Source organism: Fluviicola taffensis DSM 16823, from assembly GCF_943372375.1.
GTDB classification, from domain to species: Bacteria; Bacteroidota; Bacteroidia; order Flavobacteriales_D; family Crocinitomicaceae; genus Fluviicola; species Fluviicola taffensis_A.
The window spans coordinates 40,846-65,493 of record NZ_CALRYJ010000004.1 but is presented as its reverse complement, the minus strand read 5'-3'; the positions used below and the strand labels follow the sequence as shown (position 1 = coordinate 65,493).

General features: G+C 40.2%; 26 protein-coding genes. 8 read left to right on the top strand and 18 right to left on the bottom strand.

Features of this window, described 5'->3' with window-relative positions:
• Position 1: 1 nt before the first annotated feature.
• The 9 genes from AAG807_RS07655 to AAG807_RS07615 are packed head-to-tail and all read right to left on the bottom strand — an operon-like array spanning position 2 to position 7,318.
• Positions 2 to 292, bottom strand: a complete 291-nt coding sequence (locus AAG807_RS07655; protein WP_294859420.1) for a PAAR domain-containing protein — start codon at positions 290 to 292, stop codon at positions 2 to 4.
• A gap of 2 nt (positions 293 to 294) precedes the next feature.
• On the bottom strand, positions 295 to 2,040 hold the full coding sequence (gene vgrG, locus AAG807_RS07650) for a type VI secretion system tip protein VgrG (RefSeq protein ID WP_341902079.1): 1,746 nt from the start codon (positions 2,038 to 2,040) through the stop codon (positions 295 to 297).
• A complete protein-coding gene (locus AAG807_RS07645; protein ID WP_341902077.1) occupies positions 2,040 to 2,768 on the bottom strand; it encodes a LysM peptidoglycan-binding domain-containing protein in 729 nt (242 codons plus the stop codon). Before AAG807_RS07645 ends, vgrG begins: the two co-directional genes overlap by 1 nt.
• Positions 2,768 to 2,920, bottom strand: coding sequence for a DUF5908 family protein (locus AAG807_RS07640; RefSeq protein ID WP_294859417.1), 153 nt, complete (start codon positions 2,918 to 2,920; stop codon positions 2,768 to 2,770). The genes AAG807_RS07645 and AAG807_RS07640 overlap by 1 nt, the downstream gene beginning before the upstream one ends.
• A gap of 25 nt (positions 2,921 to 2,945) precedes the next feature.
• Entirely contained in the window at positions 2,946 to 3,398 is a 453-nt protein-coding gene (locus AAG807_RS07635; RefSeq protein WP_341902075.1) for a phage tail protein, read from the bottom strand.
• 2 nt (positions 3,399 to 3,400) lie between these two features.
• Positions 3,401 to 3,832 (bottom strand): phage tail protein, encoded by a 432-nt coding sequence (locus tag AAG807_RS07630; protein WP_294859415.1) that lies wholly within the window; start codon positions 3,830 to 3,832, stop codon positions 3,401 to 3,403.
• A 33-nt stretch (positions 3,833 to 3,865) separates the two neighbouring features.
• Positions 3,866 to 5,785: a phage tail sheath C-terminal domain-containing protein gene (locus AAG807_RS07625; protein WP_341902074.1), complete on the bottom strand. Its 1,920-nt coding sequence runs from the start codon at positions 5,783 to 5,785 to the stop codon at positions 3,866 to 3,868.
• A 12-nt stretch (positions 5,786 to 5,797) separates the two neighbouring features.
• Entirely contained in the window at positions 5,798 to 6,703 is a 906-nt protein-coding gene (locus AAG807_RS07620; protein ID WP_341902073.1) for a hypothetical protein, read from the bottom strand.
• A 15-nt stretch (positions 6,704 to 6,718) separates the two neighbouring features.
• The gene (locus AAG807_RS07615) at positions 6,719 to 7,318 is read right to left on the bottom strand and encodes a DUF4255 domain-containing protein (protein WP_341902071.1); all 600 of its coding nucleotides are present in this window, start codon (positions 7,316 to 7,318) and stop codon (positions 6,719 to 6,721) included.
• 997 nt (positions 7,319 to 8,315) lie between these two features.
• Between AAG807_RS07615 and AAG807_RS07610 the strand changes: the two genes are divergently transcribed.
• A complete protein-coding gene (locus AAG807_RS07610; protein ID WP_341902070.1) occupies positions 8,316 to 9,656 on the top strand; it encodes an ATP-binding protein in 1,341 nt (446 codons plus the stop codon).
• Between the two features lie 12 nt (positions 9,657 to 9,668).
• On the opposite strand, the gene AAG807_RS07605 is transcribed toward AAG807_RS07610, so the two are convergent.
• The 8 genes from AAG807_RS07605 to ung all read right to left on the bottom strand — a co-directional run bounded on the left by AAG807_RS07605 (position 9,669) and on the right by ung (position 16,544).
• Positions 9,669 to 11,741 (bottom strand): hypothetical protein, encoded by a 2,073-nt coding sequence (locus AAG807_RS07605; protein ID WP_341902069.1) that lies wholly within the window; start codon positions 11,739 to 11,741, stop codon positions 9,669 to 9,671.
• A complete protein-coding gene (locus AAG807_RS07600) occupies positions 11,728 to 12,111 on the bottom strand; it encodes a hypothetical protein (protein WP_341902068.1) in 384 nt (127 codons plus the stop codon). Before AAG807_RS07600 ends, AAG807_RS07605 begins: the two co-directional genes overlap by 14 nt.
• A 9-nt stretch (positions 12,112 to 12,120) precedes the next feature.
• Positions 12,121 to 12,552: a hypothetical protein gene (locus AAG807_RS07595; protein ID WP_341902065.1), complete on the bottom strand. Its 432-nt coding sequence runs from the start codon at positions 12,550 to 12,552 to the stop codon at positions 12,121 to 12,123.
• Between the two features lie 3 nt (positions 12,553 to 12,555).
• Positions 12,556 to 13,005, bottom strand: coding sequence for a hypothetical protein (locus AAG807_RS07590; protein ID WP_341902064.1), 450 nt, complete (start codon positions 13,003 to 13,005; stop codon positions 12,556 to 12,558).
• A gap of 74 nt (positions 13,006 to 13,079) precedes the next feature.
• On the bottom strand, positions 13,080 to 13,307 hold the full coding sequence (locus AAG807_RS07585; protein WP_341902063.1) for a hypothetical protein: 228 nt from the start codon (positions 13,305 to 13,307) through the stop codon (positions 13,080 to 13,082).
• A 70-nt stretch (positions 13,308 to 13,377) separates the two neighbouring features.
• Positions 13,378 to 14,553, bottom strand: a complete 1,176-nt coding sequence (locus tag AAG807_RS07580) for an OmpA family protein (protein ID WP_341902061.1) — start codon at positions 14,551 to 14,553, stop codon at positions 13,378 to 13,380.
• A 1-nt stretch (position 14,554) separates the two neighbouring features.
• Positions 14,555 to 15,592 (bottom strand): uroporphyrinogen decarboxylase, encoded by a 1,038-nt coding sequence (hemE, locus tag AAG807_RS07575; protein ID WP_341902060.1) that lies wholly within the window; start codon positions 15,590 to 15,592, stop codon positions 14,555 to 14,557.
• 277 nt (positions 15,593 to 15,869) lie between these two features.
• Positions 15,870 to 16,544 (bottom strand): uracil-DNA glycosylase, encoded by a 675-nt coding sequence (gene ung, locus AAG807_RS07570; protein WP_341902059.1) that lies wholly within the window; start codon positions 16,542 to 16,544, stop codon positions 15,870 to 15,872.
• A 55-nt stretch (positions 16,545 to 16,599) separates the two neighbouring features.
• Here ung and AAG807_RS07565 point away from each other — a divergent pair, with 55 nt between their 5' ends.
• Together AAG807_RS07565 and AAG807_RS07560 are read left to right on the top strand one after the other, a co-directional pair.
• Complete coding sequence (locus AAG807_RS07565) at positions 16,600 to 17,487, top strand: PorP/SprF family type IX secretion system membrane protein (protein ID WP_341902057.1); 888 nt, start codon at positions 16,600 to 16,602, stop codon at positions 17,485 to 17,487.
• A 296-nt stretch (positions 17,488 to 17,783) separates the two neighbouring features.
• Entirely contained in the window at positions 17,784 to 19,388 is a 1,605-nt protein-coding gene (locus AAG807_RS07560; RefSeq protein WP_341902055.1) for a peptide chain release factor 3, read from the top strand.
• A 94-nt stretch (positions 19,389 to 19,482) separates the two neighbouring features.
• On the opposite strand, the gene AAG807_RS07555 is transcribed toward AAG807_RS07560, so the two are convergent.
• Positions 19,483 to 19,920, bottom strand: coding sequence for a type I restriction enzyme HsdR N-terminal domain-containing protein (locus tag AAG807_RS07555; protein ID WP_341902053.1), 438 nt, complete (start codon positions 19,918 to 19,920; stop codon positions 19,483 to 19,485).
• Positions 19,921 to 20,084: 164 nt separating this feature from the next.
• Here AAG807_RS07555 and holA point away from each other — a divergent pair, with 164 nt between their 5' ends.
• The 5 genes from holA to AAG807_RS07530 all read left to right on the top strand — a co-directional run bounded on the left by holA (position 20,085) and on the right by AAG807_RS07530 (position 24,624).
• Positions 20,085 to 21,083 (top strand): DNA polymerase III subunit delta, encoded by a 999-nt coding sequence (gene holA / locus AAG807_RS07550; protein WP_341902051.1) that lies wholly within the window; start codon positions 20,085 to 20,087, stop codon positions 21,081 to 21,083.
• Positions 21,083 to 21,763: an RsmE family RNA methyltransferase gene (locus AAG807_RS07545; RefSeq protein ID WP_341902049.1), complete on the top strand. Its 681-nt coding sequence runs from the start codon at positions 21,083 to 21,085 to the stop codon at positions 21,761 to 21,763. The genes holA and AAG807_RS07545 overlap by 1 nt, the downstream gene beginning before the upstream one ends.
• A 1-nt stretch (position 21,764) precedes the next feature.
• Positions 21,765 to 22,421, top strand: coding sequence for a DUF4159 domain-containing protein (locus tag AAG807_RS07540; protein WP_341902047.1), 657 nt, complete (start codon positions 21,765 to 21,767; stop codon positions 22,419 to 22,421).
• 37 nt (positions 22,422 to 22,458) lie between these two features.
• Positions 22,459 to 23,376 (top strand): helix-turn-helix domain-containing protein, encoded by a 918-nt coding sequence (locus AAG807_RS07535; protein ID WP_341902046.1) that lies wholly within the window; start codon positions 22,459 to 22,461, stop codon positions 23,374 to 23,376.
• Between the two features lie 210 nt (positions 23,377 to 23,586).
• Positions 23,587 to 24,624, top strand: a complete 1,038-nt coding sequence (locus AAG807_RS07530; protein ID WP_341902044.1) for an efflux RND transporter periplasmic adaptor subunit — start codon at positions 23,587 to 23,589, stop codon at positions 24,622 to 24,624.
• Positions 24,625 to 24,648 lie beyond the last annotated feature (24 nt).

Genomic DNA, 24,648 nt, shown 5'->3' with positions numbered 1-24,648 from the left:
ATTATCCGATTAATACTGTTGCCAAACCGGCAACGATTGTTCCGCCATGAGCTGTTGTATCCGTCATCCTGGCGGCTGGTTTTCCACCGATCAGTACGGTTGCGGACCCACTGGTAATTGTATCTGGCGGACCGCTGCAAGTTGCCATGTCTCCCATACGTGCTGCAGGCATTCCTCCGATGAGTACGGTTGGTTCGCCCGGAGGAAGAATTGGTCCTCCGACGTGTGGAACGTTTCCTGTTACCATGGGACATACATGCATGTCCGTTGTGCGTGCTGCCGGTTGTCCCATGATCAGTTGATTTGAACGATTGAACCTTTGACTGTCGTTGTGGCGCTTGAACTCAATTCTGTTCCTGCATTTCCAGCTACTTTTACCTCTGCCTGACCTGTAATCTCAATATTCACCCCTTCGATTGTGACATCGCCGGTTGCTTTTAGAATCAGGTCTTTTCCACTTTCAATAGAGATTCCATCTTTATTCATTTTCAAACTATTGGAATGCTCATCCTTTAGTGTGATTTCGTCGGCATCTTCGTCAATGATCACTTTCTTACCGGCTGGAGTTTCGATGGTGACTGATTTCTTTTCGTCATCGAACAGAAATTTCAACTCACTGCGGGTTATGAAACCTTTGATATTGTTTGCATCTTCTGCTGTTAACGGTGCAGGTTTGGCGCTGCTGTTCAGCATCCCTACAATTACTGCATTGTTCGGATCTTCATTGATAAATCCAACCAACACCTCGTCACCAATTTCCGGCAAGAAGAAGGAGCCGCGGTTTTCTCCGGCATCGAGTGTTGCTAATCTGCACCAGATACCTTGTTCCTGGCTGTTTACGATCGGCAGCTTTACCATGATGCGGCATTCTCCCATCGGATCGTCCTGTAATTGTGAAACAACCCCGTATTGCAATCCTTTTACGGCAGGAATTAACCCGGCAGCAGGAGCATCGTTGATATCGTAGGTTTCAGAAAACCAAACCGGATCCAGTCCGAATTGGGCATCGACCGTCCAAAGTCCGGCGGTAATGTTGTGTTGTACACCGGACACGAAAATGTTTCCGTTGAAACGATCACTGATGCCTTCCAGTTTCAATACAGTACCCGGGTTCACCTTATCTATTCCCTGGAAACGAACTCGTCCGCGTACTTTTGCCAGTTGCTGGAATACCATTTTGGAATTTGCCCAGTCCTGTGCTTCAGTTTCGTTCATGTTTCCGCCAGATTTCAGTTCCAGGTCTTTCAGTCCGATTACTTTTGCGAGTTGATCCGAATCCAGGTTTCCGCTTGTTTTCACGGGCGGATTGTTTGCTTCGATCTTACTGATTTCCTGATCTGCCTGATTCCAGCTGTAAGCCGTGACTTTGGAGAACTGGTTGCGTGCATCAATTTCCGCATCGAAATCCATGATGGACAGTCCGTAAGCAACTGTTTCGATCGGGTCTTGTCCCGGATCAGGTTTTCTGATGATGATTTTGCCGTTATCTGTGAAGCAAACCATTCCGTTTGCCTGAGCACGGGATACCAGAAAATCCCAGTCTGAAGCATTGTACTGAACCAGCTTTTCATGTTGATAATTTGTTTTCTCAATCTTTTTTTCCAGATTGTATGCGGTGATTAATTCATCAAACACATCACTATCAGTGCTGTCATAGAAGAATTTGGATTTTCTGCCGACCGTCATTTTCACGGATTCATCTTTGCATTCTACTACTAGGGAAGATTTTCCATTGCGTACTTTAATGGAATGGCGAATGATCATTCCTTTGAAGATCATTTTGTTTTCAGAGTGGTAGCCTACATTGATCTGGATTTTTTTACCCGGAACAAAAAATGCACTATTACTAATCTGGAAATTTTGATCTGTTGGTGTCCCTTCAAAAAAAGTGATGCGTGCACTGGCTATCCGGTTGAATTCTTTACGGACAGCTATGCCTAAAACAGGATAGGTTCCAGGAATCTCGTTTCCTTCTACCAGGATTTGGTGAGTAACAAGATCCGGACTTTTTCCAGTTTGTATGATTCCGGTATTATTCATTAGTCAGGTTTTTGAATGGGTGGAAAGAATAATTGCTGTCCGGCTTTCAGTTTTCGGAAAGTGGTTAATTTGTTCACGCGGGCCACTTCCAGATAGTATTTGGAATCGCCGTAAATACGTTCTGTCAAGAGTGGTAAAGTATCACCTTCTTCAACGATGCGCACATGTGTAAGATCCGGCGATTGATTATTGGAATTAGCAGCCTCTTTTTTGGGTTCAATGAATTTGCGAAACTTTACCTTTGCCGTCGCTCTCAATGGTTTACCATCCGGAGCGAAAAGTTTGTATTCAATGGATACTTCAGCCAAAACTCCCTGGAATTGTAAAGTTCCCCAGTCAATATGAAGGTAATTTGGGCGGTGAGTTTCAGGGTTGATTTCATAGGCAATTTTCATGAACTTGGCAATGTCAGCTTCGACACCCAATGATTCTCTTTTTTCCAAAATACTAAAATCACCTTCATCAAATACACCGGTATCGTCGAACAAAAATTCCAGTTCAATGTCTGAGGGCGGGGCATTTTGAAAATACGCCTGTGGTTTCCCTTCCGTTGTTTCCGGGACAATGTATTCAACCTTGTGATTCAGAACGAACTTTTCGGGATTTATAAGTGTTTTAAACAACCCGTCAGGAACTTTCTTGCTATATTTCTCATCAGAATAGGCTTGAATTTCCAGCTTTTTGAGCTCTCCGTTGGGGTTGCCTTTGATATTTATTGATGGTTTCATCACCGTTCTTTTTTGTCGTTCATAATTGTAAATACTTCATCCAGACAGGTGTCCATTAACTGGTCCATTGATTGTTCAGGTTTCTGATCCTTTTTTGATTGGTCATCGTTGACCTGAATTCGCACATGTAATTCTTTGATTTCTATTGGCATAATGGTTCTGTTACTTACCGTCTATTTAAAAACTAACATTCGGTATGGTGAAATATTTGTAAGTCAGCTCAATGGTTTCTATTACGATGTTACTGGTTTCTGCATTGAGTTCCGAAACCTCGCATTTCACAGGAAGCGCTCCTTTGATATTCCAGGTTTTGAGTGGTAGCATCTGATCGTTCATCAGGATGATTAACAAATCCATCGGAGCGAATTCGAAATTCTCAATAGCACTGTTGCACCAACGCAGCAGAGTGGAGTCGGGAACCATACCTCGTTTGAGCACCAGGTTTGGAAACCTGACGCTCTGAGGTAATTTATGTTTGAAGCGGTTTTCACCTCCCTCAACTACTTCCGTTATTTCAACACTGGCAGAAAGTCCCGAGACGGATTGAAACATCGAATCGATCACTGCGAACTGCTTGTTGAGAAATTGCACCTGAAAGTGAAATCCTCTGGGCGGATAGTAGTTGATCATGATTAATCGTTTTGAATAGATAAACCTTCGTGTACGATTTCCATCGATTCGATCGCTACTTCATTTCCGTCTGCTTTCAAATCGGTAGATTGTACCTTCGTTGGAAAAGCATTTCGGACTTTCCAAACCACAATCGGTTCGTGATCCTGATTTAGCAAAGAGATGGTGATGTCACGTCGTTCGATGGTATTCAATTGCACGGAATTCAACCAATCGTAGTATTCATTGTCTCCCTGAAACATTCCTCGTTTCAAGGTGATATTCGAGAATTTTCGAAGTCCGGGCATTTTGATTTTGCTGTATTCCGGGCTTGCCCCCTGACGATATTCAATAACTTCCAGTTCTGAATCAAGTCCTGAGATCTCTGTGAAACCGATTTTTGTTCCTCCCCATTCTACCTGAAAGTGAAACTTGGATAATGGATATGTTGCCATAATTATTTATTTTTTGTTGTTAGTGATTGTAAATTATGCTTGTTGCATCATGTGAGAGAAACGCAGTACAATGAATTCGGCTGGTCTTACTACTGCCATTCCGATTTCCACGATCATGCGGCCGTTTAATACATCGTCGGCTGTCATGGTAGATCCGAGTCCAACTCTTACAAAGAATGCCTGCTCCGGTTTAGCTCCGGCAAGTGCCCCGGCTTTCCATTGCAAAATCAAGAAGTTTTCGATCATTGCACGTACCTGCACCCAAGTGTTGGCATCGTTTGCCTGAAATACAAAACCTTCGGTCGCTTTTTTAACGGATTCTTCTACCATGTTGTAGAAACGACGCACAGAAATGTACTTCCATTCCGTACTGTTGCCATTCAATGTTCGAGCCCCCCAAACAAGCGTTCCTTTCCCGGTAAATGCGCGAATAGCATTGATGGATTTTCCTGCAAACGTATCCACGTTCATTCCATCCTGCAAGTCGTTTGAAATGTTGTAATTTGGTCCGATCACGTAGTTCAGGCTCGTATTCGCAGGCGCTTTCCAAACACCGGATGTTCCGTCTACTTTGGCATAAACACCAGCAATAGATGAACTTGGAGGTAACAATACAGGAACTTGACTGATAGAGTTGATGATTCGGTTGTATAAGGCATTGTTACTGATCTTAACAGCGTCGAGCTGCATGGAAGTAGTAACAGTTGAAAACGGAATCAATGCTGTAATCAGACCGGCAATTTGCGTACTTTGCAAAGTGGCAAGTGCTGTTCCGATATCCGGCGTTCCCATCGATGCGATTGCATCACCGATCGCTGTAGCTACATCAGTCGGCGTATTCGATCCGGTTAAATTATTCAATGTATCTGTATCTGTGATAAGAGCAGCATTCATTGCTGTAGGATCACTGGTGATCCATGCTGCAATTTGTCCTCTGAGCGTACTTACTGTTCCTGTTGATGCAGGTGGATTTGAGGAAATTACTTCATCTGCAATGGCGATAATGTCATTCAGAGATGAAATCAGAGAGGAAGAAACGTTGGTGATCTGACTGATTTTTGTCACGGCGTTTGACCTTTCAATAAGTGCTGTAGCAATGTCTGGAGCTCCTGCTGCTACTGTTTCGTAAGTGGACAGGTCTGTTTTATAACCATCCAGCAGGACTTTTGCATTGGTCACAGAACCGTTATTGATTGCCGTTACATCGCCATCGTAATCAGCATCAGTTGTAATGGAAACTGCCACATCGGAATCAAGATACTGATAATCAATCGTCGTTTTTAGATACGGATAGTAAGCAGCTCCATATTTGATGTATTCCGGATCGTTAGAAATTTTCGTTCGTAATTCTGAAAAATCAGTTGCCGGGGTCACAACCGTGAGATCACTCATGCGTGTGTCAATGATCGTAAAGCGATCTTGTAATTTGTGGCACTGCATCAGGGTATCGTTGTACAATCCGTAAAGATCATCTGCTGATAGGGAGGTACCGTCCGGATAAACAATTAGGGTTGGCTCATCTTCTTTTTCCAATGCTGTCAGACCTGTTTTCAGAGTTATTGGAGAAAGTGGTGTACTATAATCTCCTACTGAAATGATGTAGCATGAACCACCTCCATTTGCAAAATACATTTGCATGGAGTAATACATGAGAAATTCGCTGCGGTCTAAAGGAAGCAGATCAGACTTGATGGCATTACCGACCACAGAGACTGTTATTCCCTGTTGATTTTGTGCTTTCCCGAACTGTGTTTCATAATCCAGCATGGAAGTAATCCTTACCGGAACGGGAGGTACAGTTAGATTTGGTCTTAAAGGAGAACCATCCAATGCTAATGCTTTTTCCGTGTACCCGATAAAGGCCGGAACTGCTGTTGCTACTTGAGCAACTGACGGTGGAAGTAAGTTGACTTCTTCCACGTAAACGCCTGGTGTATTTAATGTTAACGCCATTGTTTATTGTGTTTAGATATAAATTACTGAATAAAAATTCCCCGCTTCAATTTCTGTTTTTCTGACATCCGGCGCGGGGTAGTAGTACGGATTCAGATCGAATACATAATCTTCGGATTGAATTTCCGGATCTTTGTTCCGGAGTGTGAGCTGTGACTGATCGATCACGACGTATCCGTTTTTGGTAAGTGGTTTTGGTCCTGTTGTTTCTGCATAATAATCAGAGTTTTGAAAGTAATATTTCCAGATGGTGCTCCGGTTGGCAAATTCCATCACGAAAGTGATCGGAGTTGCCGGAACTTTTCCGTCATTATTGGTAATTTGGTGGGGATTACCATGCATTCTGAGTACAAGGACTCCCAATAGCCCGAATCGATCTCCCGGTGAAACCTGCATGTTATCCAATACATTTTTTGAAAGCGTTTCATCCAGACGATAGGCATTGGAAATGTACTCCGGATCGCTTTCCTGATCAGGTGCTATGGGTAAAACAGGAAAGTTCTGCGGAGCACCTGCCGGTTTGATATTCGCGAAATAAAAAATCTCATTCTTGACCAATGTCAAATCGGTGTAGATCTCAAAAGCCGGATCGCCGATCTTGATCAAAAAATGTAATTCCAGATCGTTATCAAGCGGAATGAATGGCTTGGCTGGTTCATTTATCAAGGCGGGTTCCACTTGTGCCAATAGCTGTAATCCAAGTGGATTTGTCCGTAATAAAAGGTTTTGATTCTCCAGAATCCGACGTGTTTGTGCCGTTGGAATCACCTGAAGAAACCCGTTGAAAGCATAGTTTTTGAACATCAATCGCTGCTGATCTGTCTCCATTCCTCTAAACGAGTCGGAACCACTGTTCAGATAATATTCATGCAGTACCTGCACGTCGGCAAGAGTCCGGTATAATTGTGAATAGCTCATAATAAAGGTGTAAAATCAGATTGGATTGGTGACAATAATATTTCCGGAGTTTTGTGTGATTAGTGGAGATTCTATTAATGTTTTTTCACGATCAATTACCACTAAACTCATTTTGTAAAGTGCCGATGGTCGCTGCTTTCCTCCCAGTGTTCCCCAAATGTAATTGAGGTTTTCAAAGGTGGGAGTATACAACTCCAGGGTATACCTGAAATCACCCATGGAACTCAAAATAGGATCGGAATGATCAAAATTGGTGTTGGATTGGGTGAAAACACTTTTTCCCTGAAAGAATTCCAGTAAGCGTGAAAGATACTTTAAAGAGATGTCGTAACCGGTCTTGTTCGAACTGAAGATAATATATAGGTTCAGGTTGATTTTGTTGTTACGGTAAGCTACTTTGTTATTCTCTACCCGGTTGTTTGGAAGATTCCGCATGGTAACTTCTTCATTCAGGTTGAGGAGCGTCAGTACCACTTTATCTGTCATTGGTTCTGTTGAATCTGATTCGTTCTCGACAAACGCAATGTTATCGAGTATAACATCTTCATTCAGTCCCTGGCTGGCCAGGTAGCTATTCAATTCTCCAACCAAAATGTACAATGCTTCGTAAATCATGATAGTGCGTTTTGTGGTTCTTAATTCTGTTTAAATTGTTGATTTTAATGTTCTAAAATGACCGCAAATGAGTCGAACGAGAGAAAGGAGGACTTTCGATGAACTTTTAGTTGGCAGGAAATAGCATTATAAAAGAAGTTCAATAGGGTAGAGTCGGTTCTCAAAGAGTTGAGTACCAATTCTGTCAGTGAACAGTTGTCTTTTTTAAGGTTTAAGTCTAGCCAAATAGCGCTAATCAATAAGTTCGGAACATTTCCAGTAGTGTTTTTGAAATGATCGATTATTGCCGGAAACACATGCAATGATGCGTCCTTTACAGTTTCCAGTCTGCAAAAAAACACGTTCAAAACGTATGCCCGAAAGCCCTATATTTCTCGTTCTTGTTATCGGCTCATTCTGCAGAAACAAGCAAGGAAATCAAATAAAACACACCTGACAGGTGATTCGTGCGATGCGCAAGTGCAGATTATCTATCGATAATGTGTTCTCTTGTTTTCCATAAATGCGATAACAGTTTTTGGGCAGAAAAAATGCACTGAACAATCTCCGAAAAGAATGAACATCAAACTTTTAATGCCACTTACTTTCAAAGTTTTGGAAAAACCAATCCTACAAAAAGTAAATTTATTTTGTTACTAGCTCCTGGAAAAGCTAAGTTAGTATGTTGATAATAAAACTGGAAAGAAGATCGTAGTTAGATCCGGATAAATATAAAAAGATTTTTTACTTAAATGCAAATTTTTATATTTTTTTAAGTGTTAAAATTGTATTTTTATGTTAGTATAAGTGGTAAACGTTTAGTTGATGAAATTATTGTTTTTACTGAAGCAAAGATAATAGGAGAAGAACGTAAGCTATTTATGTCCTGTAAACGAAAAAAACTTTTTTGCAGGAAAGTCAAAATCACTTCTTTTATTGATAATTTTAAATTAGATTTAAATCTGAATTCTTCTATTGAATTCGTTTATCCATAACTTCAATCACAAACTAAATTCACATGCTAAATAAATCAGCGATCACTTCTGTTGCTATCTGGGACCAACTGTTTCTCTTCCTGAGCGAGGTAGTTCATTATCGAATGAAAACCGTTCAATCGGATGAGGAAGTTGAATTTCCGGATATTACATCTTTTATTTCTGAAGAATCTTTGAGTAAAATACCCGCACAAGGGGTACTTACGGAAATTGATCTGGTTGCCCTTACTCTGGCACTTTCTCCTTATATGTTGCCGGAATTAATTCCCGATTTGTTATCGACTTACTTGCCTCAGGGTAAAGAATGTCCGGAGATGGGGCTGGTACGTTCTAAAGACCGTGAATTGTTTTTCCCTACCGGAGATACACTTCTTTATTTGCTGGCAGGTAAAAATTTGGAAAGCAGAATGTACCTTTTAAAGTATTTTCAGCTCGAATCCGGACTCTTCAATACCGGAATTCTCTCATTTGGTGACGGGTCTGCATTTGAACCCAGAATGAGCGGTAGATTGATTATTGATGAAGAGTATGTAGATATTATAACTACGGGTGAAGTGCAAAAACCCCGAATGGGTGCCGGGTTCCCTGCGCAGCTTATTGAGACAAGTCTTGAATGGGAAAATCTCGTTTTACAGAAAAAAACACTTGATCAGATACTGGAGATTCAATCCTGGTTGAAGCATCGGGATCAATTAATGAATGGATGGGGGCTTGCAGGGAAAATCAAACCCGGCTACAGGGTTCTTTTTTATGGCGCGCCGGGTACCGGAAAAACACTTACGGCGACACTCCTTGGAAAGTATACAGGTCGGGATGTTTATCGGATAGATCTATCTTTGGTGGTTTCCAAATACATTGGAGAAACGGAAAAGAACCTCTCACGCTTGTTTGATAAAGCTGCTAATAAGGAATGGATTCTTTTCTTTGATGAAGCAGATGCGGTATTCGGAAAACGTACAAGTGTGAAGGATTCTCATGATAAATATGCCAATCAGGAGGTTTCTTATTTATTGCAACGAATCGAGAACCATCCCGGACTAGTTATTCTGGCATCTAATTTAAAAAGTAACCTGGATACTGCTTTTACTCGCCGGTTCCAGTCCATGATTGAGTATGATATGCCAGGAGCAACTGAACGGTTGTTACTTTGGAAAGACATCTTACCTGAAAATCTTGCTTTGCAAGACGATATTTCTATTGAACAGATAGCCCGAACCTATAATCTCAGCGGAGCTAATATTGTGAATGTAGTTCAATTTGCCTGTTTGAAAACTGCGGAGGAAGGAAGTAATGAGATCAGCCGGTCAAATCTCATTGAGGGAATCCGGAAAGAGTATGTGAAAGAAGGAAAGATGTTTGCATAGTAAGCGTTTAAGCTAGAAATTCACCCTTAGTTGAACCGTTATATCCGATTTTCTGGATCCCTTGATTTCTTCCGAACCGGAACTGATGACTTTTTTATTCGAGTACAAATAGGTTCCGTAACGGATCCACAGATCACAATGTCTCAGGAATGAAAAGCGCACCAAAGCATAGGCTCTTGAACCTTGATAATAATAAGCAGGAATAGAAAAGACATACAAGGCATTGTTTTCGAAAGTGTAGACGCGCGTATCGTAACTGTCGGTATCAAATAAGGCATAACGCAAGGTCAGATCAAATGGTAGGTTTTTGGGTTTGAATAAAAAATCCTGGGTGAAAATCCAGCCGTCTTCCGCGGCATTGCTTTTTCGATTAATGGTCACATATTCAATCCTGCTTTTCAAGGTGAAGCTTTCAAGGACCTTGTAGGACATATTCAAGCGATAATTGTTCTGAACCACATTTTCAATTCCGGTGATGCTCCCGTCTGTTTCTCGTGAGTTCTTTTGTCTGACCTGTTGCCTGAAACGTGCGTACAATTCAAAGACCTTATTTGGTTTATAGGTCGGCTGAACTAAAAATTCATATCCTTTGGATGGTGCATCAACCTGATACTTTAACCAGGGAAACCGGAAGAAATCGATGTAGGAACTGACAGACCAAGCCGAAGCAAGCCGCACTTTGATTCCTGAGAATAATCCGGTTTCATTTTGGGTATTGCTCCCTTCTGAAAATCCATTGTTGTAAAACGAAAAGTATCCTTTGGAATAATTCCGGTATATCACGGAAATGGAAACATTCGGATCCAGGATAGCCATCAGACCATGAAGCTGGGCAACTGATTTGGAATGGGTACTGTAGGAAACTTCCCCGAAAAAGTTGAAATTCCGAAGGACAAAATTGTAATCTCCACTGATAGCGGTGGTGTTTTTTCCTCTGAAAGCATACAAATTGTAAGGAATAGTGTCTTTCTGAAGCGGCTGATTGTATTGTTGATTTACAACTGCAATTCCGGCATTGAATCGGGTGGAATTGTAGCTAAGATAATTCCCAATCACTTGTTCACTTAGTTTGTTCTTCTTCGCAATTTCACTATTTGTGCGATGCAAACCGGATAAGTCAATGGTTGTAACAAATTCCAGGTCATCGGTTAGGGAATCATTTATTCCGGAACCGTCTATTTTCTTGTTGCTGTAAAAAGTTAGCAGGTTCCATTTCTTATAACCAAGAATTGCAGCTCCTCCTCTGAAAAATCGGTTTTCATCGACGGATGTATACGGCCGCAAAAGATTGGCAGCTTTTTTCGTTGAGAATATGTCTGCACTTTTCCCGAAAGCATAACCGCTCCAGGTATTCAGCCCTTGACCGATTTGAATCTGGTAATCCCCGGCAGCAACTGCACGAATGTATTTTCCGCCTTTGTAAAAAGCGTGAAAAGAGTAATAATCAAACCCGTTTTTCTGCGAACCTTTAAAAAATTCCTCTCCTGCATCTTTTTCCGCTGTAAAACCGAGACTGATATTTGTTCGGTAAGTGTATCGAAATCGGGTGTAATATTTGTCGGCATTTCCCCGATAATAGCTGTTTGAGTTGTTTAGAATGGAATCAGATACTTCAGTATATCCCTTCTTTTGTTCAGGAGTCCGCTGATAGCGGGTGTACCATTCAATTTTTCCGTTTTTGATGGCATCTTTGAACGTAATGTGCATATTTTCCAGGCGATCGTCAACTTTTATAAAGGGACGGACTAAAGAAATGGTGTTCAAATCCCAGTATTTTAAGGATTGAAGTTCATAGATGCTGATGAATTTACCAAATCGTTCTACATGCAGCAATGCGTCCGTAATCTGGACCTCAGTAAGTAATCCAAGTGAGCGCAGCTCGTCTGCGTTGGTATTATTCAGGTTGATTGGATTGTCAAAGAAATAATTGAGCTGGTCAAAGATATTTGTCAGATCTAATTCTTCCGACTCCGATTGTTCGGCAATGAATTCCACACGTTGCTGAATAATTTCGTTCCGTTCCTGTCCAAAAAGGAAAGAACCGATGCTGATGAAAAAAATAAGTAAAAGCCTATTTTTCCACATGCTCCTTAAATTGGTAGTTTAAACCGAAGTTGGGTGACCAACCGAGTGTCTGATGATATTTGGACCCTAAATCGATAGAAAAGCCTGCTACTTTATAACCGATTCCAAGTGCGAATTCCATAGGAGCGCTTTGTGCACCAAAACGGATGAACAATGATTGAACCGGTTGGTATTCAACTGCACCCTTGAATGAGATTTTCGTGATGATCTGTTTTTCAACTTCAGCAAAAATGGAAACTTTTTTAGAAGGTTTATACTGACATCCACCTCGCATAACGGTAGCAAAACGATCATTTGTAGGATTGATCCGTTGTCTTCCGATATTCATCACAGAAACACCGACGCTCCATTTTTCCGAAATCTTTGCCAAAAGACCTGCTTAGACTGTTCCGCTAACGGTTGATCCATAATTTCCTCCGAGTCTCAGTGTTTGAATGTTTCCCTGAACGCCAACTTGAAGAAAATCGGTAAATCTCATGCTATAGCCTAAACCAGCTCGTGTATTTCGATATTGTTGGTAACCAAAGAATTGCGCACCAGCAGAAATCACTCCGACTTTTAATGGAATTGCAACCGCCAATGCTTGTGTTTGAAGCTCTTTAGTCAGGAATCGCGTTTCGTAGTACGCCCCTATTGAAATGGTTTTAATGGAAGCGGTAGCACCCGGATTGTGATGGTATGCCCAGACATCATCCAAACAGATACTGGTATTTGCAAGGGATACCGCCCTTGAACCAACAGGATTCCATCCTTGTCCGAAAGAGACCAGGAATGAATGGGTGAATAATAGTAGTAGTAAGAGTCTTATCATATCTTATTTTAAGAACAATCGTTTTTTGAGTGGAATTTTTTGAAGTCGGTAGTCTTCCTGAGTAAGGAAAAACCAATTGTTACCGCCATCGGATGAGATCGCATAGATTTCGTAGTCGTTATCCGATTTTTCGGAAGTTTCCCTGCGAATAGTGTATTTGCGTTCAATCCAATTGCCTTTGCTTTTCATTTCACGGAATAATGGATTGTCCAAATTAACTGCTTTTTCGTTGCCAAGATTGCTGAAATGCTTAATAAAGTCCGAATCTCCCAGTGAGGAATAATAGCGCACCACAGCGGGGTGAGTCAGTCCTGCGTATTCAAGCGTATTGTTATTGTTGTATGATTTGACGTATTTGGATAGCTGCTTGTTCAATCTGTTTTCTTGTTCAGCGGAAAGTGTACAGCTAAAGGCCAGTAGTATAATAATCAGGAAACTTGAAAACTTCAGCACGGATAATTGATTTTTGTCAGTGACTAAAATAGTATTTTTTGGATAGAAAATCCAACTATCGTAAGATGATTATTTTAAGGGAAATAGGTCCCGATTTCTTCTATACTCATCGGAACATAGTTAAAGGAGCATGAAATCATATCCTGGATCCGAAGTTTCTCGGGAAATTGAATGGCTTGGATGGTTTGATGCTGAATCTTCCCTAGCTGAATACTTACCTCTATAAACGAGTCAGCACTTTCAATCTTATAAAAGCGACTGAATCCATCCAGTTTTCTGTAAATGGGGAAGGTATTTTCCATAGTTCAAAAGATTGAAAAAAGGTAGGGGGGCGATTAATCGCCCCCCTACCTTTTTTCTAAAGAATTAGTATTAGTCCACTTTGAAAATAACGCGTCTGTTTTTCGCCAATTTCAAATCCTCATCATCTGTTTCTTTTACTTCCGGGCTAGGAGTATCACTTCCTTTGCTTTCCGATTTCAAACGCGATGCATTGATTCCTTTGGCAATCAGATATTCCTTAACGACTTGATTTCTTTTAGTATCCATATCAGCATAGAAATCCTTTTTCTCAGCCAATTTATCCTCTTCTTCGTTATTGTTTCCAATTACAGTGATTGACATTGCAGGATTCTCTGTAAGAACTTTCGCTACGATATCAAGAGCTGCTTTTGCTTGTGGAGTAAGGAATGTTTTACCAAATCCAAAGTAGATCTCTTGTTTTTCGATGCGGTCTTTTGTAGACATTTTATCATTATCAGCAACTTGTTTCATGTAAACAGTTGTAGACAATTCGTTTTTGTCCTTGTCAGCATCGTAACATTTACAATCCTCGTCTTTGTCCAACATCGTAACTACTACATCATCGATATAGTAGTATGCAGCAACAATCTGAGTGATTTTTGAATCCTTTGGTTTCTTGTTCGTTTCGTATTTGGTATCCTGGTCAGAAGTGAAGTTACCGATTGTAAGGAACTTTTCACCTCCTTCAGCTTTGTACGAAGCACATACTTTCTCCCAGTTGTAAGAAGCATTGAACACCTTGTTGTCCGGATGCTGGATTTGTGTTTGATCGATCAAATGTACTTTCTGATCTGTCCCGAATTCTTTTTTCGAAATGTTTGCACCGATCTGGTTACAAGCATATTTGGAAGATTCGGACATGGAAACGAAGAAAGAAATACAATAGGTAACATCTTTTTTTAAAGGTGTTTTCAATTTGGTCATAATGTATGTTCTCGGCAACTTGTTTCCATAAGAAAAAGCGAAGATCCCGGCATAGTTTTCACCTTCCTTAGCGGATTCTTTTCCAAAAGCGTTATCAGGAACACCAACATCAGGCACTTTTGAATCACTTAAGAAATAATCTGCTCGGGCACCAGTTGGAGATTTCCACCCAGTTGCCAAATCAATTTGACCCAATTTCTTCGGTTTACCTGCGTTGGACTCAAATCCTCCGTTATCTACGAGGTTGTCTCCACTTTGCGCTGATGCAATAATCGGAAGTCCAATCAAAGCAGTTAATGCAACAAGTTGTTTTAGTTTCATACTATTTGGTTTCATAAGATTTTACAGTTTTAATGAATGTTTTAACCTTTTCTGGGTCGACATCCGGATAAACACCGTGGCCTAAATTTACAATATGTCTTTTATTATTGCCAAACGAATTTAACATTTTTATTGTTTCTAACTCAATACTTTGATGAGAACCATATAAAGCACAAGGATCTAAATTACCTTGTAAGGTTCTGGAATCGCCAATCAAAGATCTCATTGCCGGAATATCCATGTTCCAATCGAGCCCAATCGTATTACAATCCAGTTTTGCTAAAGCAGGAATAGAAGTGAAGGCTCCTTTCGAAAACAAGGTCACCGGAACATCTTCAATAGCGGATGCTATTTGAGACAGATAAGGAAGAGAAAAAGTCGCGTACTGCTCCGTTCCTAAAATTCCAGCCCATGAATCGAAAACTTGTATCATACTCGCTCCAGCTTTAACTTGTGCTTTTAAATAAGCAATTGTAACATCTGTGACGTGCTGTAGCAATTGATGTGCCAAAGTCGGATTAGTATACAATAGTTTACGTGCTTCACTGAATGTTTTAGAACCGTGACCTTCTACCATGTAACACAGGATAGTCCAGGGAGCGCCGGCAAATCCAATTACAGGAACCCGCCCATTCAATTGTTTTACTGTCAAACGAATTGCTTCCAAAACATAACCTAACCGGTCTTCCACATCGAAATCAAATTCCAATCGTTTGGCTTCTTCTTCCGAACGGATCGTATGTTCGAACCATGGTCCTCGCTTCTCGATCATCTGATAGGGAATGTTCATCGCTTCGGGAACCACCAAAATATCTGAAAAGATAATGGCTGCATCGACATCTAAAATATCAACAGGCTGAATGGTGACTTCGGCTGCTAAAGCCGGATTTTCAACCAATTCCTTAAACCCGCTTACGCTTTCGCGAACCGCTCGGTATTCAGGTAAAATTCTTCCTGCCTGACGCATTAACCAAACCGGGTAACGCTCAATATCTTCGCCTTTTGCAGCGCGTAAGATTAAATCATTTTGAAATTCCATTGGTGCAAAAATACTTTTTTATGGCAAAAGATAAGGGAAGTAAGTGGGGGAAAGTTTTGAGATGTGAATAGATTTTTCAACCCTGGTGATAGGAGCGTTTATTTTTCTCCCACAAGAAAGCGCGATAGCGATTGAAGACGAAGATAACTTTGATAAAAGTTGTAATCTGAGGACGAGCACTAAAGTTCACGGATGTATGTCTTTTAAACTCTTGTGTTCCCTCGAATTGGCGAGGAAATCCGTGGTCTTCTATGGGAAATATAAAGCCAGGTTTGTCTTAAGCCCACTTGATAGCTTGTTCACCTCTTTTAGTCAATATCCCATTAATCGTCGAAAAAGGCTTACTTCCAAAAAATCCACGATAAGCGGATAGGGGTGACGGATGGGGCGCTTTTAATACAATGTGTTTATTTTGATCCACTCGCGCTGCTTTTGCCTGTGCCGGAGATCCCCACAAAACAAAAATCACCCCTTCCAATTCGTCATTGATCTTTTGAATCACTTCATCCGTGAATTTCTCCCAACCCTGATTTGCATGTGAAAGCGGTTGTCCTTCCCGAACAGTCAAAATAGAGTTTAACAATAGAACTCCTTGGTTTGCCCAATGATTCAGATCGCCATTCGGAGGAGCGGGAATTCCTAAATCGTCTTCCAATTCCTTGAAAATGTTTTGCAAACTTTTAGGTAAAGGACGAACATGCGAATCACAACTAAAGCAAAGTCCATGTGCATGACCTCTGGTCGGATATGGATCCTGACCTAAAATCACCACTTTGATCTGATCAAAGGGACAGCTGTCAAAAGCACTGAAAATGTGTTTTCCTTCCGGGAAAATCTGATTTGGAAAACGGGTATACTCTTCCTTTACAAATTGGACCAAGTTTTCAAAATAAGGTGCTTCAAAAGAGGATTGAAGTGCTTTTTCCCAAGATGGATGTATCGAAACTTTCATTGGACGAAGATAATTAATCTGATTTTACTATGTTCGCAATCTAAATTGAAAATAAATGAACTTAACAAGCCGAATCGTCACCTTCGTTACTTTGCTAATTGTTTCCACTGTTTCTAACGCTCAACAAGATCCAAGGTGTTCGTTTTTCTGGAATAACTATATGCATACCAATCCTGCAATGACAGGAGCAATTTACAAGCATCATGCAAATGCGCAATGGCGGAACCAATGGACGAAAATTAACGGTGCACCGACAACTTTGTGGTTGAATTATGCAATGAAACTGGATTCGATTAACAGCGGAATTGGAGTAAGTTACGAATACGATGTAGTTGGCTTGAACAGGCAGCATACGGCACTGGTTTCTTATGCGTATCACATTCCGATTAAGAAGATGTTTTTGTCCTTAGGTGTTTCCGTAGGAAGTTCAACGCTATTATTCGATAAATCAGGTTTGGTTTTTACTGATCCGAATGATCCGTCAATCCCCAAAAGCAGTCAAACATTTTTTCGGGGAGATTTAGGAATTGCTTTGCACGGAGAAAGATGGAATGCAGGGGTGAGTTGCACCAAATTAAACGGGTATTTCACACGAAATTCAAGTTCCTATGATATAGCTCCTCATTATTGGTTTTTCGGTGATTATGCTTTCCCATTGGGACAAAATTGGAAATTAACTCCACGAGCTCAGGTTGGTACGGATATGTTGAATATCTATTCGATTGTTGCATTGACAGCATCTTGGAAAAATTTGTGGTTTGGAGCAACTGCTGCTAACCCGTTTAGTAATAATGGATTTGAATTGGGACCAATGATCGGCTACGATATAGTTGGTAAATTTCGGGTAGGTTATACCTATGAATTTGGAATTAATAACTATCCGTTTAATGCGATTAAGAACAATGCAACCCATGAAATCATTCTTTCTTATCAGTTGAAATAAGGTTGTTTCCAAGATTTTGATTGATTGACAATTAACACTTCTCTTTAATAGAATTTACGTGTTTGGAAATTCGTTTGTTCGCGAATTCGCGAATTCGCAAAGATGCGAACAGGATTGGTATTAACTATTTGTTTTTAAGGGTGTTAATCTTTTGTATTGATTGAAAAACTAAATGTAATTTTCTTAAGGATTCCTTCTTTTTAGGTCATCATTTTCACTTCCTCATTCTCACTTCCCCAATCTCACTTTTCACTTCGCAAATTTTGAACTACTTTTGCACCCAATAAACAGCAATCATGAGCAACGACGTAGAAATTGAAAAGCGCAGAACCTTTGGAATTATATCGCATCCCGATGCAGGTAAAACTACATTGACTGAAAAGTTATTGCTTTTTGGTGGTGCGATTCAATCTGCGGGAGCTGTAAAGAATAACAAGATCAAGAAGACAGCTACTTCGGATTTTATGGAGATTGAAAAACAACGTGGAATCTCCGTTGCAACTTCCGTGATGGCTTTTGAATATTCCGGAAAACAGATCAATATCCTGGATACTCCCGGTCACAAGGACTTTGCGGAAGATACCTATAGAACCCTAACTGCTGTTGATAGTGTAATCCTGGTGATTGACTGTGCGAATGGAGTGGAGGAACAAACCAAGCGATTGATGGAAGTTTGTCGTATGCGTAAAACTCCGGTGATCATCTTTATCAATAAAATGGACCGGGAAGGAAAAGATCCGTTTGAACTGTTGGATGAATTGGAATCGTCTTTGGATATCCACGTTAGACCTTTGGCATGGCCAATCGGAATGGGTGACCGCTTCAAAGGAGTTTACAATATTTACGACAAGAATATCAACCTGTTTGCTGCAAATAAAACAAAGATTTCTACAGATATCGTTTCACTTTCCGATATCAACTCAGAAGAGTTGGATGAATTGGTCGGTGAGAAACCGGCAGCGGAATTGCGGGAGGAATTGGAAACAATCGAAGGTGTCTATGATGCTTTTGATCGGGATGCATACCTTTCAGGAGATGTGGCTCCGGTTTTCTTTGGTTCAGCAGTGAACAACTTTGGTGTAAAGGAATTGTTGGATACATTCGTTCGCATTTCTCCTTCTCCAAGAGGTAGAGAAACAGATTTGAAACGTGTAGAACCTTCTGATAAGAAATTCTCCGGATTTGTGTTTAAAATTCACGCGAACCTGGATCCAAAGCACCGCGATCGTATTGCATTTTTGCGAATTGTTTCCGGGAAATTTGAGCGAAATACCTTTTACAATCATGTGCGTTTGGATAAAAAGTTCAAATTTGCGAATCCTACCTCTTTCATGGCACAGGACAAAAGTGTGATCGATGAGGCATATCCGGGTGATGTAATTGGTTTATACGATACCGGAAACTTTAAAATCGGAGATACCTTGAATGAGGGGGAACACTTCATGTTTAAAGGAATTCCAAGCTTCTCGCCTGAATTATTCCAGGAATTGGAAAATTTGGATCCGATGAAGTCCAAGCAATTGGAAAAAGGAATTACCCAGTTGATGGATGAAGGAGTAGCCCAAATGTTTATTCAACAACCGGGAAATAGAAAAATTGTCGGAACAGTTGGACAACTTCAATTTGAGGTAATTGCTTATCGATTGGATCATGAGTATGGGGCGAAATGTCGTTTTGTTCCGAAAAGCTACCATAAAGCATGTTGGATTACTACCGATAATGAAGAACAATTGAAGGATTTTACCCGTGCAAAATCACAGTATTTGGCAAAAGATAAGGATGGGAATCTGGTGTTCCTGGCTGAAACATCCTTCTTACTTCAAATGGCAGAGAAAGATTATCCGGATTTGACATTCCATACAACCAGCGAATTCAAATTGGACGCGAAACACGCGAATTAATTCAAAATTACACTTCGACTGCGCTCAGTGTCCTTTGAATAAAATTTTGATATCGATCTGATTATGGTAAGTGACTGAGCGTAGTCGAAGGCACCTACAATTCCGGAAGCTCCTCCAAAAATACATCCGGATTGGCGCATTCTACAATGACATGGTTCATTCCATTGGTCATCCAGAAATAGGCAGCTTTGCTTTTTTGGATGTAATTGCTCGTTTGTAAAAAGACTTTTTCATCCAGCGAAATATCCGGAGCCTTGCACTCGATTATCAATTTGGCATTTCCATAGCTGTCAACGATTACCACATCGCATCTTCTATTTTGACCGTTGATCTTCAGTAAATGCTCGCTATTGATTCGTTCTATCGGAGTTTTCTTGTGATGGATGAGGTAATGGATCACATGTTGACGCACCCATTCTTCCGGTGTTAGAAGTAACTTCTTTTTACGAATGATACACCAAACGTAAAATCCTTCCTTCTCCTTGGAAAGCTTTAATTGTGCCGGAGGTAAATTCAACGAAGGATACGACATGGTGCAAAATTACGAATTCCGAGGTCCGAATTCCGAATTAATTAGTGTTATCTATAAAAACATGAATCAATTTGGTCTTGATTTTTTAAGGCTCAAAAGTGTAAAAAGCATAATTCGGCATTCGTAATTCGGCATTCGTAATTGATATTTCGTAATTTTGAAAGATGGATTACAAAGCTCTTCTGAAAGACATCAAAAATGGTCAATTCCAGCCTTTGTATGTGTTACATGGTGAAGAACCGTATTTCATCGACCTGATAGCTGATGCATTGATTGAGCATGCAGTGGATGAATCGGAGAAAGATTTTAATCTGGCAATTTATTACGGACGTGATATTGATGCATTGACACTCATGAGCGAGGCACGAAGCTTTCCTTTTATGGGAACGCGAAAAGTGGTCGTTGTGCGCGAAGCGCAGGATATGAAAGATATTTACGAACTGGAAAAATTACTTCCGAACTTGGTGGAAAGCAATATTTTGGTTCTGTGTCACAAATACAAAGCACTCGACGGAAAGCGAAAGTTTACAAAAGACTTGGCAAAAGTTGGAGTGAATTTCAAATCAGAGAAGGTAAAAGATTATAACTTAACTGAATGGATCGCAACATATGTTCGTTCGGAAGGTTACGAAATCACTTCTAAAGCTGCTGCTTTACTTGGTGAGTTTTTGGGGAATGATTTATCCCGGATTGTCAATGAATTGGACAAGTTGGCAATCGTTCTGGAGAAAGGAACCAAGATCTCGGATGTTCATATCGAAGAGAATATCGGAATTTCGAAAGACTACAACGTGTTCGAATTGGTCAATGCCATTGCGATTCGCGATACCTTGAAAGCATTTCAAATTGCGGATTATTTTGAAAAGAATCCCAAGGAACATTCGATTATTGTAGTTATTCCATCCGTTTTTAAGTTGTTTACAAATATGATGCGTGTTCATTTCGCACCGAATAAAACACCCGAAGCAATTGCTTCTTCTGTAGGCTTGCATCCATTTGTTGCGAAAGAATTGATACGCAATTGCCCGAATTATCCACCAAAGATATTGGCGCGTAATGTGGAAATCCTGCACAATTATGATTTGAAAGCAAAAGGGGTAGGGAACAGTTCTACTTCCGATGGTCAGTTGCTAAAAGAAATGTTGGTTCAAATACTCAATTAATGAGACGCTTTTTTCTCTTACAAATTCCGGATTCGGAAACATTTACCCTTCCGGAAGAAGAATCGAAACACATCATTCGCGTGTTGCGCTATGAGAATGGTGACCGGTTCTTATTGTTGGATGGAAAGGGATTGATCGTAACCGCAGAAGTTACGGATGCACATCCGAAGAAATGTGTCGTAAAGGTTGTTTCAAAGGAAGTGAAAACACGAACAAAACCGGGATTCCATCTGGCAATTGCCCCAACGAAAAACCTGGATCGCATGGAATGGATGGTGGAAAAGATAGTGGAGATCGGAGCAACGAAACTCACTTTTTTGAATTGTGAACGATCGGAGCGGGTTCAATTGAAACTGGATCGCTTGCAACGGGTTGCCATTTCTGCAATGAAACAGGCACAACATGATTTTTTATTGGAGATCGAAGAACTGCAAAATTTTCCGGAATTTGTAGCAAACAATCCGAAGGGTGGAATTGCTCATTGTATGGAAGGAGACAAGAAACCGGTCAATCAATTGGATCATCCGTTCCGCATTTTAATCGGACCGGAAGGAGATTTTAGTGAATCTGAATTGAAACTCGCTTTGAAACACGGTTACGAAGCTGTACATTTGGGAGAGTCGCGATTAAGAACGGAAACAGCCGGGATGGTTGCTTGTGTTCTGGCAATTAACAGTTAATATGAAAGCATTACTTATAATCACCACACTTTTTTTTGGTTCCATCGCATGGAATCAGGGAAGTTATCAGATTGCATTTTTGAAATATAATGGAGGCGGGGATTATTATGCGAATCCGACTGCATTGCCCAATTTAGCTCAGTTTTGCAATGCCAATTTGGGAACGACGATTTCAAAGGAAGCACCTTATGTGGATGTCGGAAGTCCGGAATTGAGTTTGTACCCTTTTGTACACATGACCGGTCATGGAAATGTGGTCTTTTCATTGACTGAAGCTGAAAACCTTCGAAATTACCTTATTGGAGGCGGATTCTTGCATATCGACGATAATTACGGGATGGATAAATTCATCCGTGAAGAACTGAAAAAGGTATTCCCGAATAACTCATTGGTGGAACTTCCTTTTTCACATCCGATCTTTCATCAGAAATATGATTTCAACGGTTTACCCAAGATCCATGAGCATGATGGCAAGCGTCCACAAGCTTTTGGAATTATCATCGAAGGGAGATTGGTTTGTCTGTATACTTTTGAGACCGATTTAAGTGATGGTTGGGAAGATCAGGCGGTTCACAATGATTCGGAAGAAAAAAGAAAGCAAGCGCTTCAAATGGGGGCGAATATCTTGATGTATGCTTTCTTGGGCGGTTCGAAATAATGAAAAATCATCTTTTTTAGACTAAAAGATTTTAATAATGGAAGATAGCTTTATCAGATTAGACGGTAGATTTGATTCACTGAAGGGTGTTAAAGAAGCAGGAGTCTTTCAGGATCGCTGCCGGATTTTTCATGTTTATTCAATGAGCGATATTCGCCAAATTGAAGAACAGTTGTTTGATAAAAGTTTTCGTTCTGATTTTTTTGTCATGATTCACGTCTTGAAGGGAGAGACAACACTGAAAATTAATAACAGACAGTATCAGGCTGCAAAAAATTCGGTTGTTTTTAGTACGCCGAGTAGTTTGAAAAGCGGATTAAATTTTAGTGATGATTGTGAATTTGAAGGTATTGGTTTTACAATTGACTTTTTCAAGGATTTAAGGTTGATTGAGAATTTAGGAGATATGATGCTGTTTTTTGGAAATCAGTTGTCTCCTCACTGGAATCTGGATGATGATACAGGAAAATTGATCAGTAGTCTGATCGGAAAAATAGACATGCGTATACAGCAAGTTGATCGACATAGTCATGGACGTGAATTAGTGGCGGTTGCTTTTACCGAATTTCTGCTTGAAACTGCTGAAATAGCAACTGAAAATGCAAATTTTTCTGGTTTTCAATACGGCAGAAAAGAAGAACTTGTAAATAAGTTCGGGGAACTGGCGCAAAAGAATCACATTGGTCAACGACAGCTTACTTTTTATGCAAACAAACTAAATATTACTTCGAAATATCTTTCTGAAACAGTAAAGGAGATTACTGGAAAATCGGCAGGGAGAATATTGGATGAGATTGATTTGATAGAAGCAAAACGCTTGCTTGAGAACAATAAATTAAGTATTACCGAGATTTCAGATAAACTTAAATTTAGTTCTCCGGATGTTTTTAGTCGTTTTTTCCATCGAATGGAAGGCTGTTCCCCCAGTCAATTCCGTAAAGCAATATTTGCTTAGATAGATCAGACTTTTCTTAGTTTCAGTTGAAAGATTTATTGATGTGATTTGGATTTATTCGCAGGTTAATCCGTGAAAGTGCAAAGTATTACCGTAAAAAAGGGCTTTTATGCCCTTTTTTTAGTGCCCAACTTTGTAGCGTTGAAAAATCAAGAAGAGTATTTCCATACTTATTTCTCAACATAGAAATCTTTTAAATTTTGAAATGAAATGAAAAATATGAAAATGATCTATTTTGCTTCTTTAGTAATGATCTCAAATTTGATTGTTTCTTGCAGTGACGATGGAAGCAAACAAAGCAAGGATCAACTAATCGTAAAAGTAAATACTCAGGAAGTAGGACTTACTGAAAATGAAGAACAGTTTACCTACTCCGGAAGTCTCGAGGCAACGAATGTTGTACAAGTTGGATTTGCAGTACCAGGTGTTGTTAACCAGGTGAAAGTTCAGGAAGGGCAATCTGTTCAGGAAGGCCAGTTGTTGGCAAGTATTGATGCGACAGAGTTTTCAAATGCACTATTAATTGCAGATGCAGGACTGGATCAGGCAGAAGATATGCTCAAGAGAATGGAGGAGTTGTATAAAAAAGGAAGCCTTCCTGAAAAGGATTACATTGATATCAAGTCAAAAGTCGCACAGGCAAAAGCAAACAAGAATATTAATGCAAAACGAATTTCGAACAGCAAGCTTCTTGCCCCTATGTCTGGAATCGTCAGTTCCAGACAAGTGGAAATTGGAAGCACAGCAGCACCGGGAATACCTGCGTTTGTTATCGTGAAAACAGACGAGCTGTATGCGAAAATAGCTGTCCCTGAAAGTGAAATCGGAGCTTTGAAGAACGGAATGTCAGCAACAATTTCCATTCCTACATTGAATGAGATAGTTACAGGTAAAATAACCATTATCAATCCTCAGGCAGATAATGTTTCGAAATCGTATTCGGTCAAAATAGTTGTTAAAAATTTAGATGGAAAACTATTGCCGGGAATGATTGCAAATGTATCAATCAATACGGGCAAAAAAATAGTATTAACGGCGATACCTACTTCAGCTATTATAAAGGATGCAGACGGATTGACTTATGTCTTTTTGGCTGGTGAAAATCAAAAAGCGATTCGTAAGCGTGTAAAATTAGGGAATGTAACCGGGAGTAATAATGTGGTGGTACTTGAAGGGATAGCTAAAGGAGATCAAGTGATTATTGCTGGAGTTACGAATTTAAAGGACGGAACATTAATAAGTCTGTAAACAGATAAATTTTCAGAAAGTATA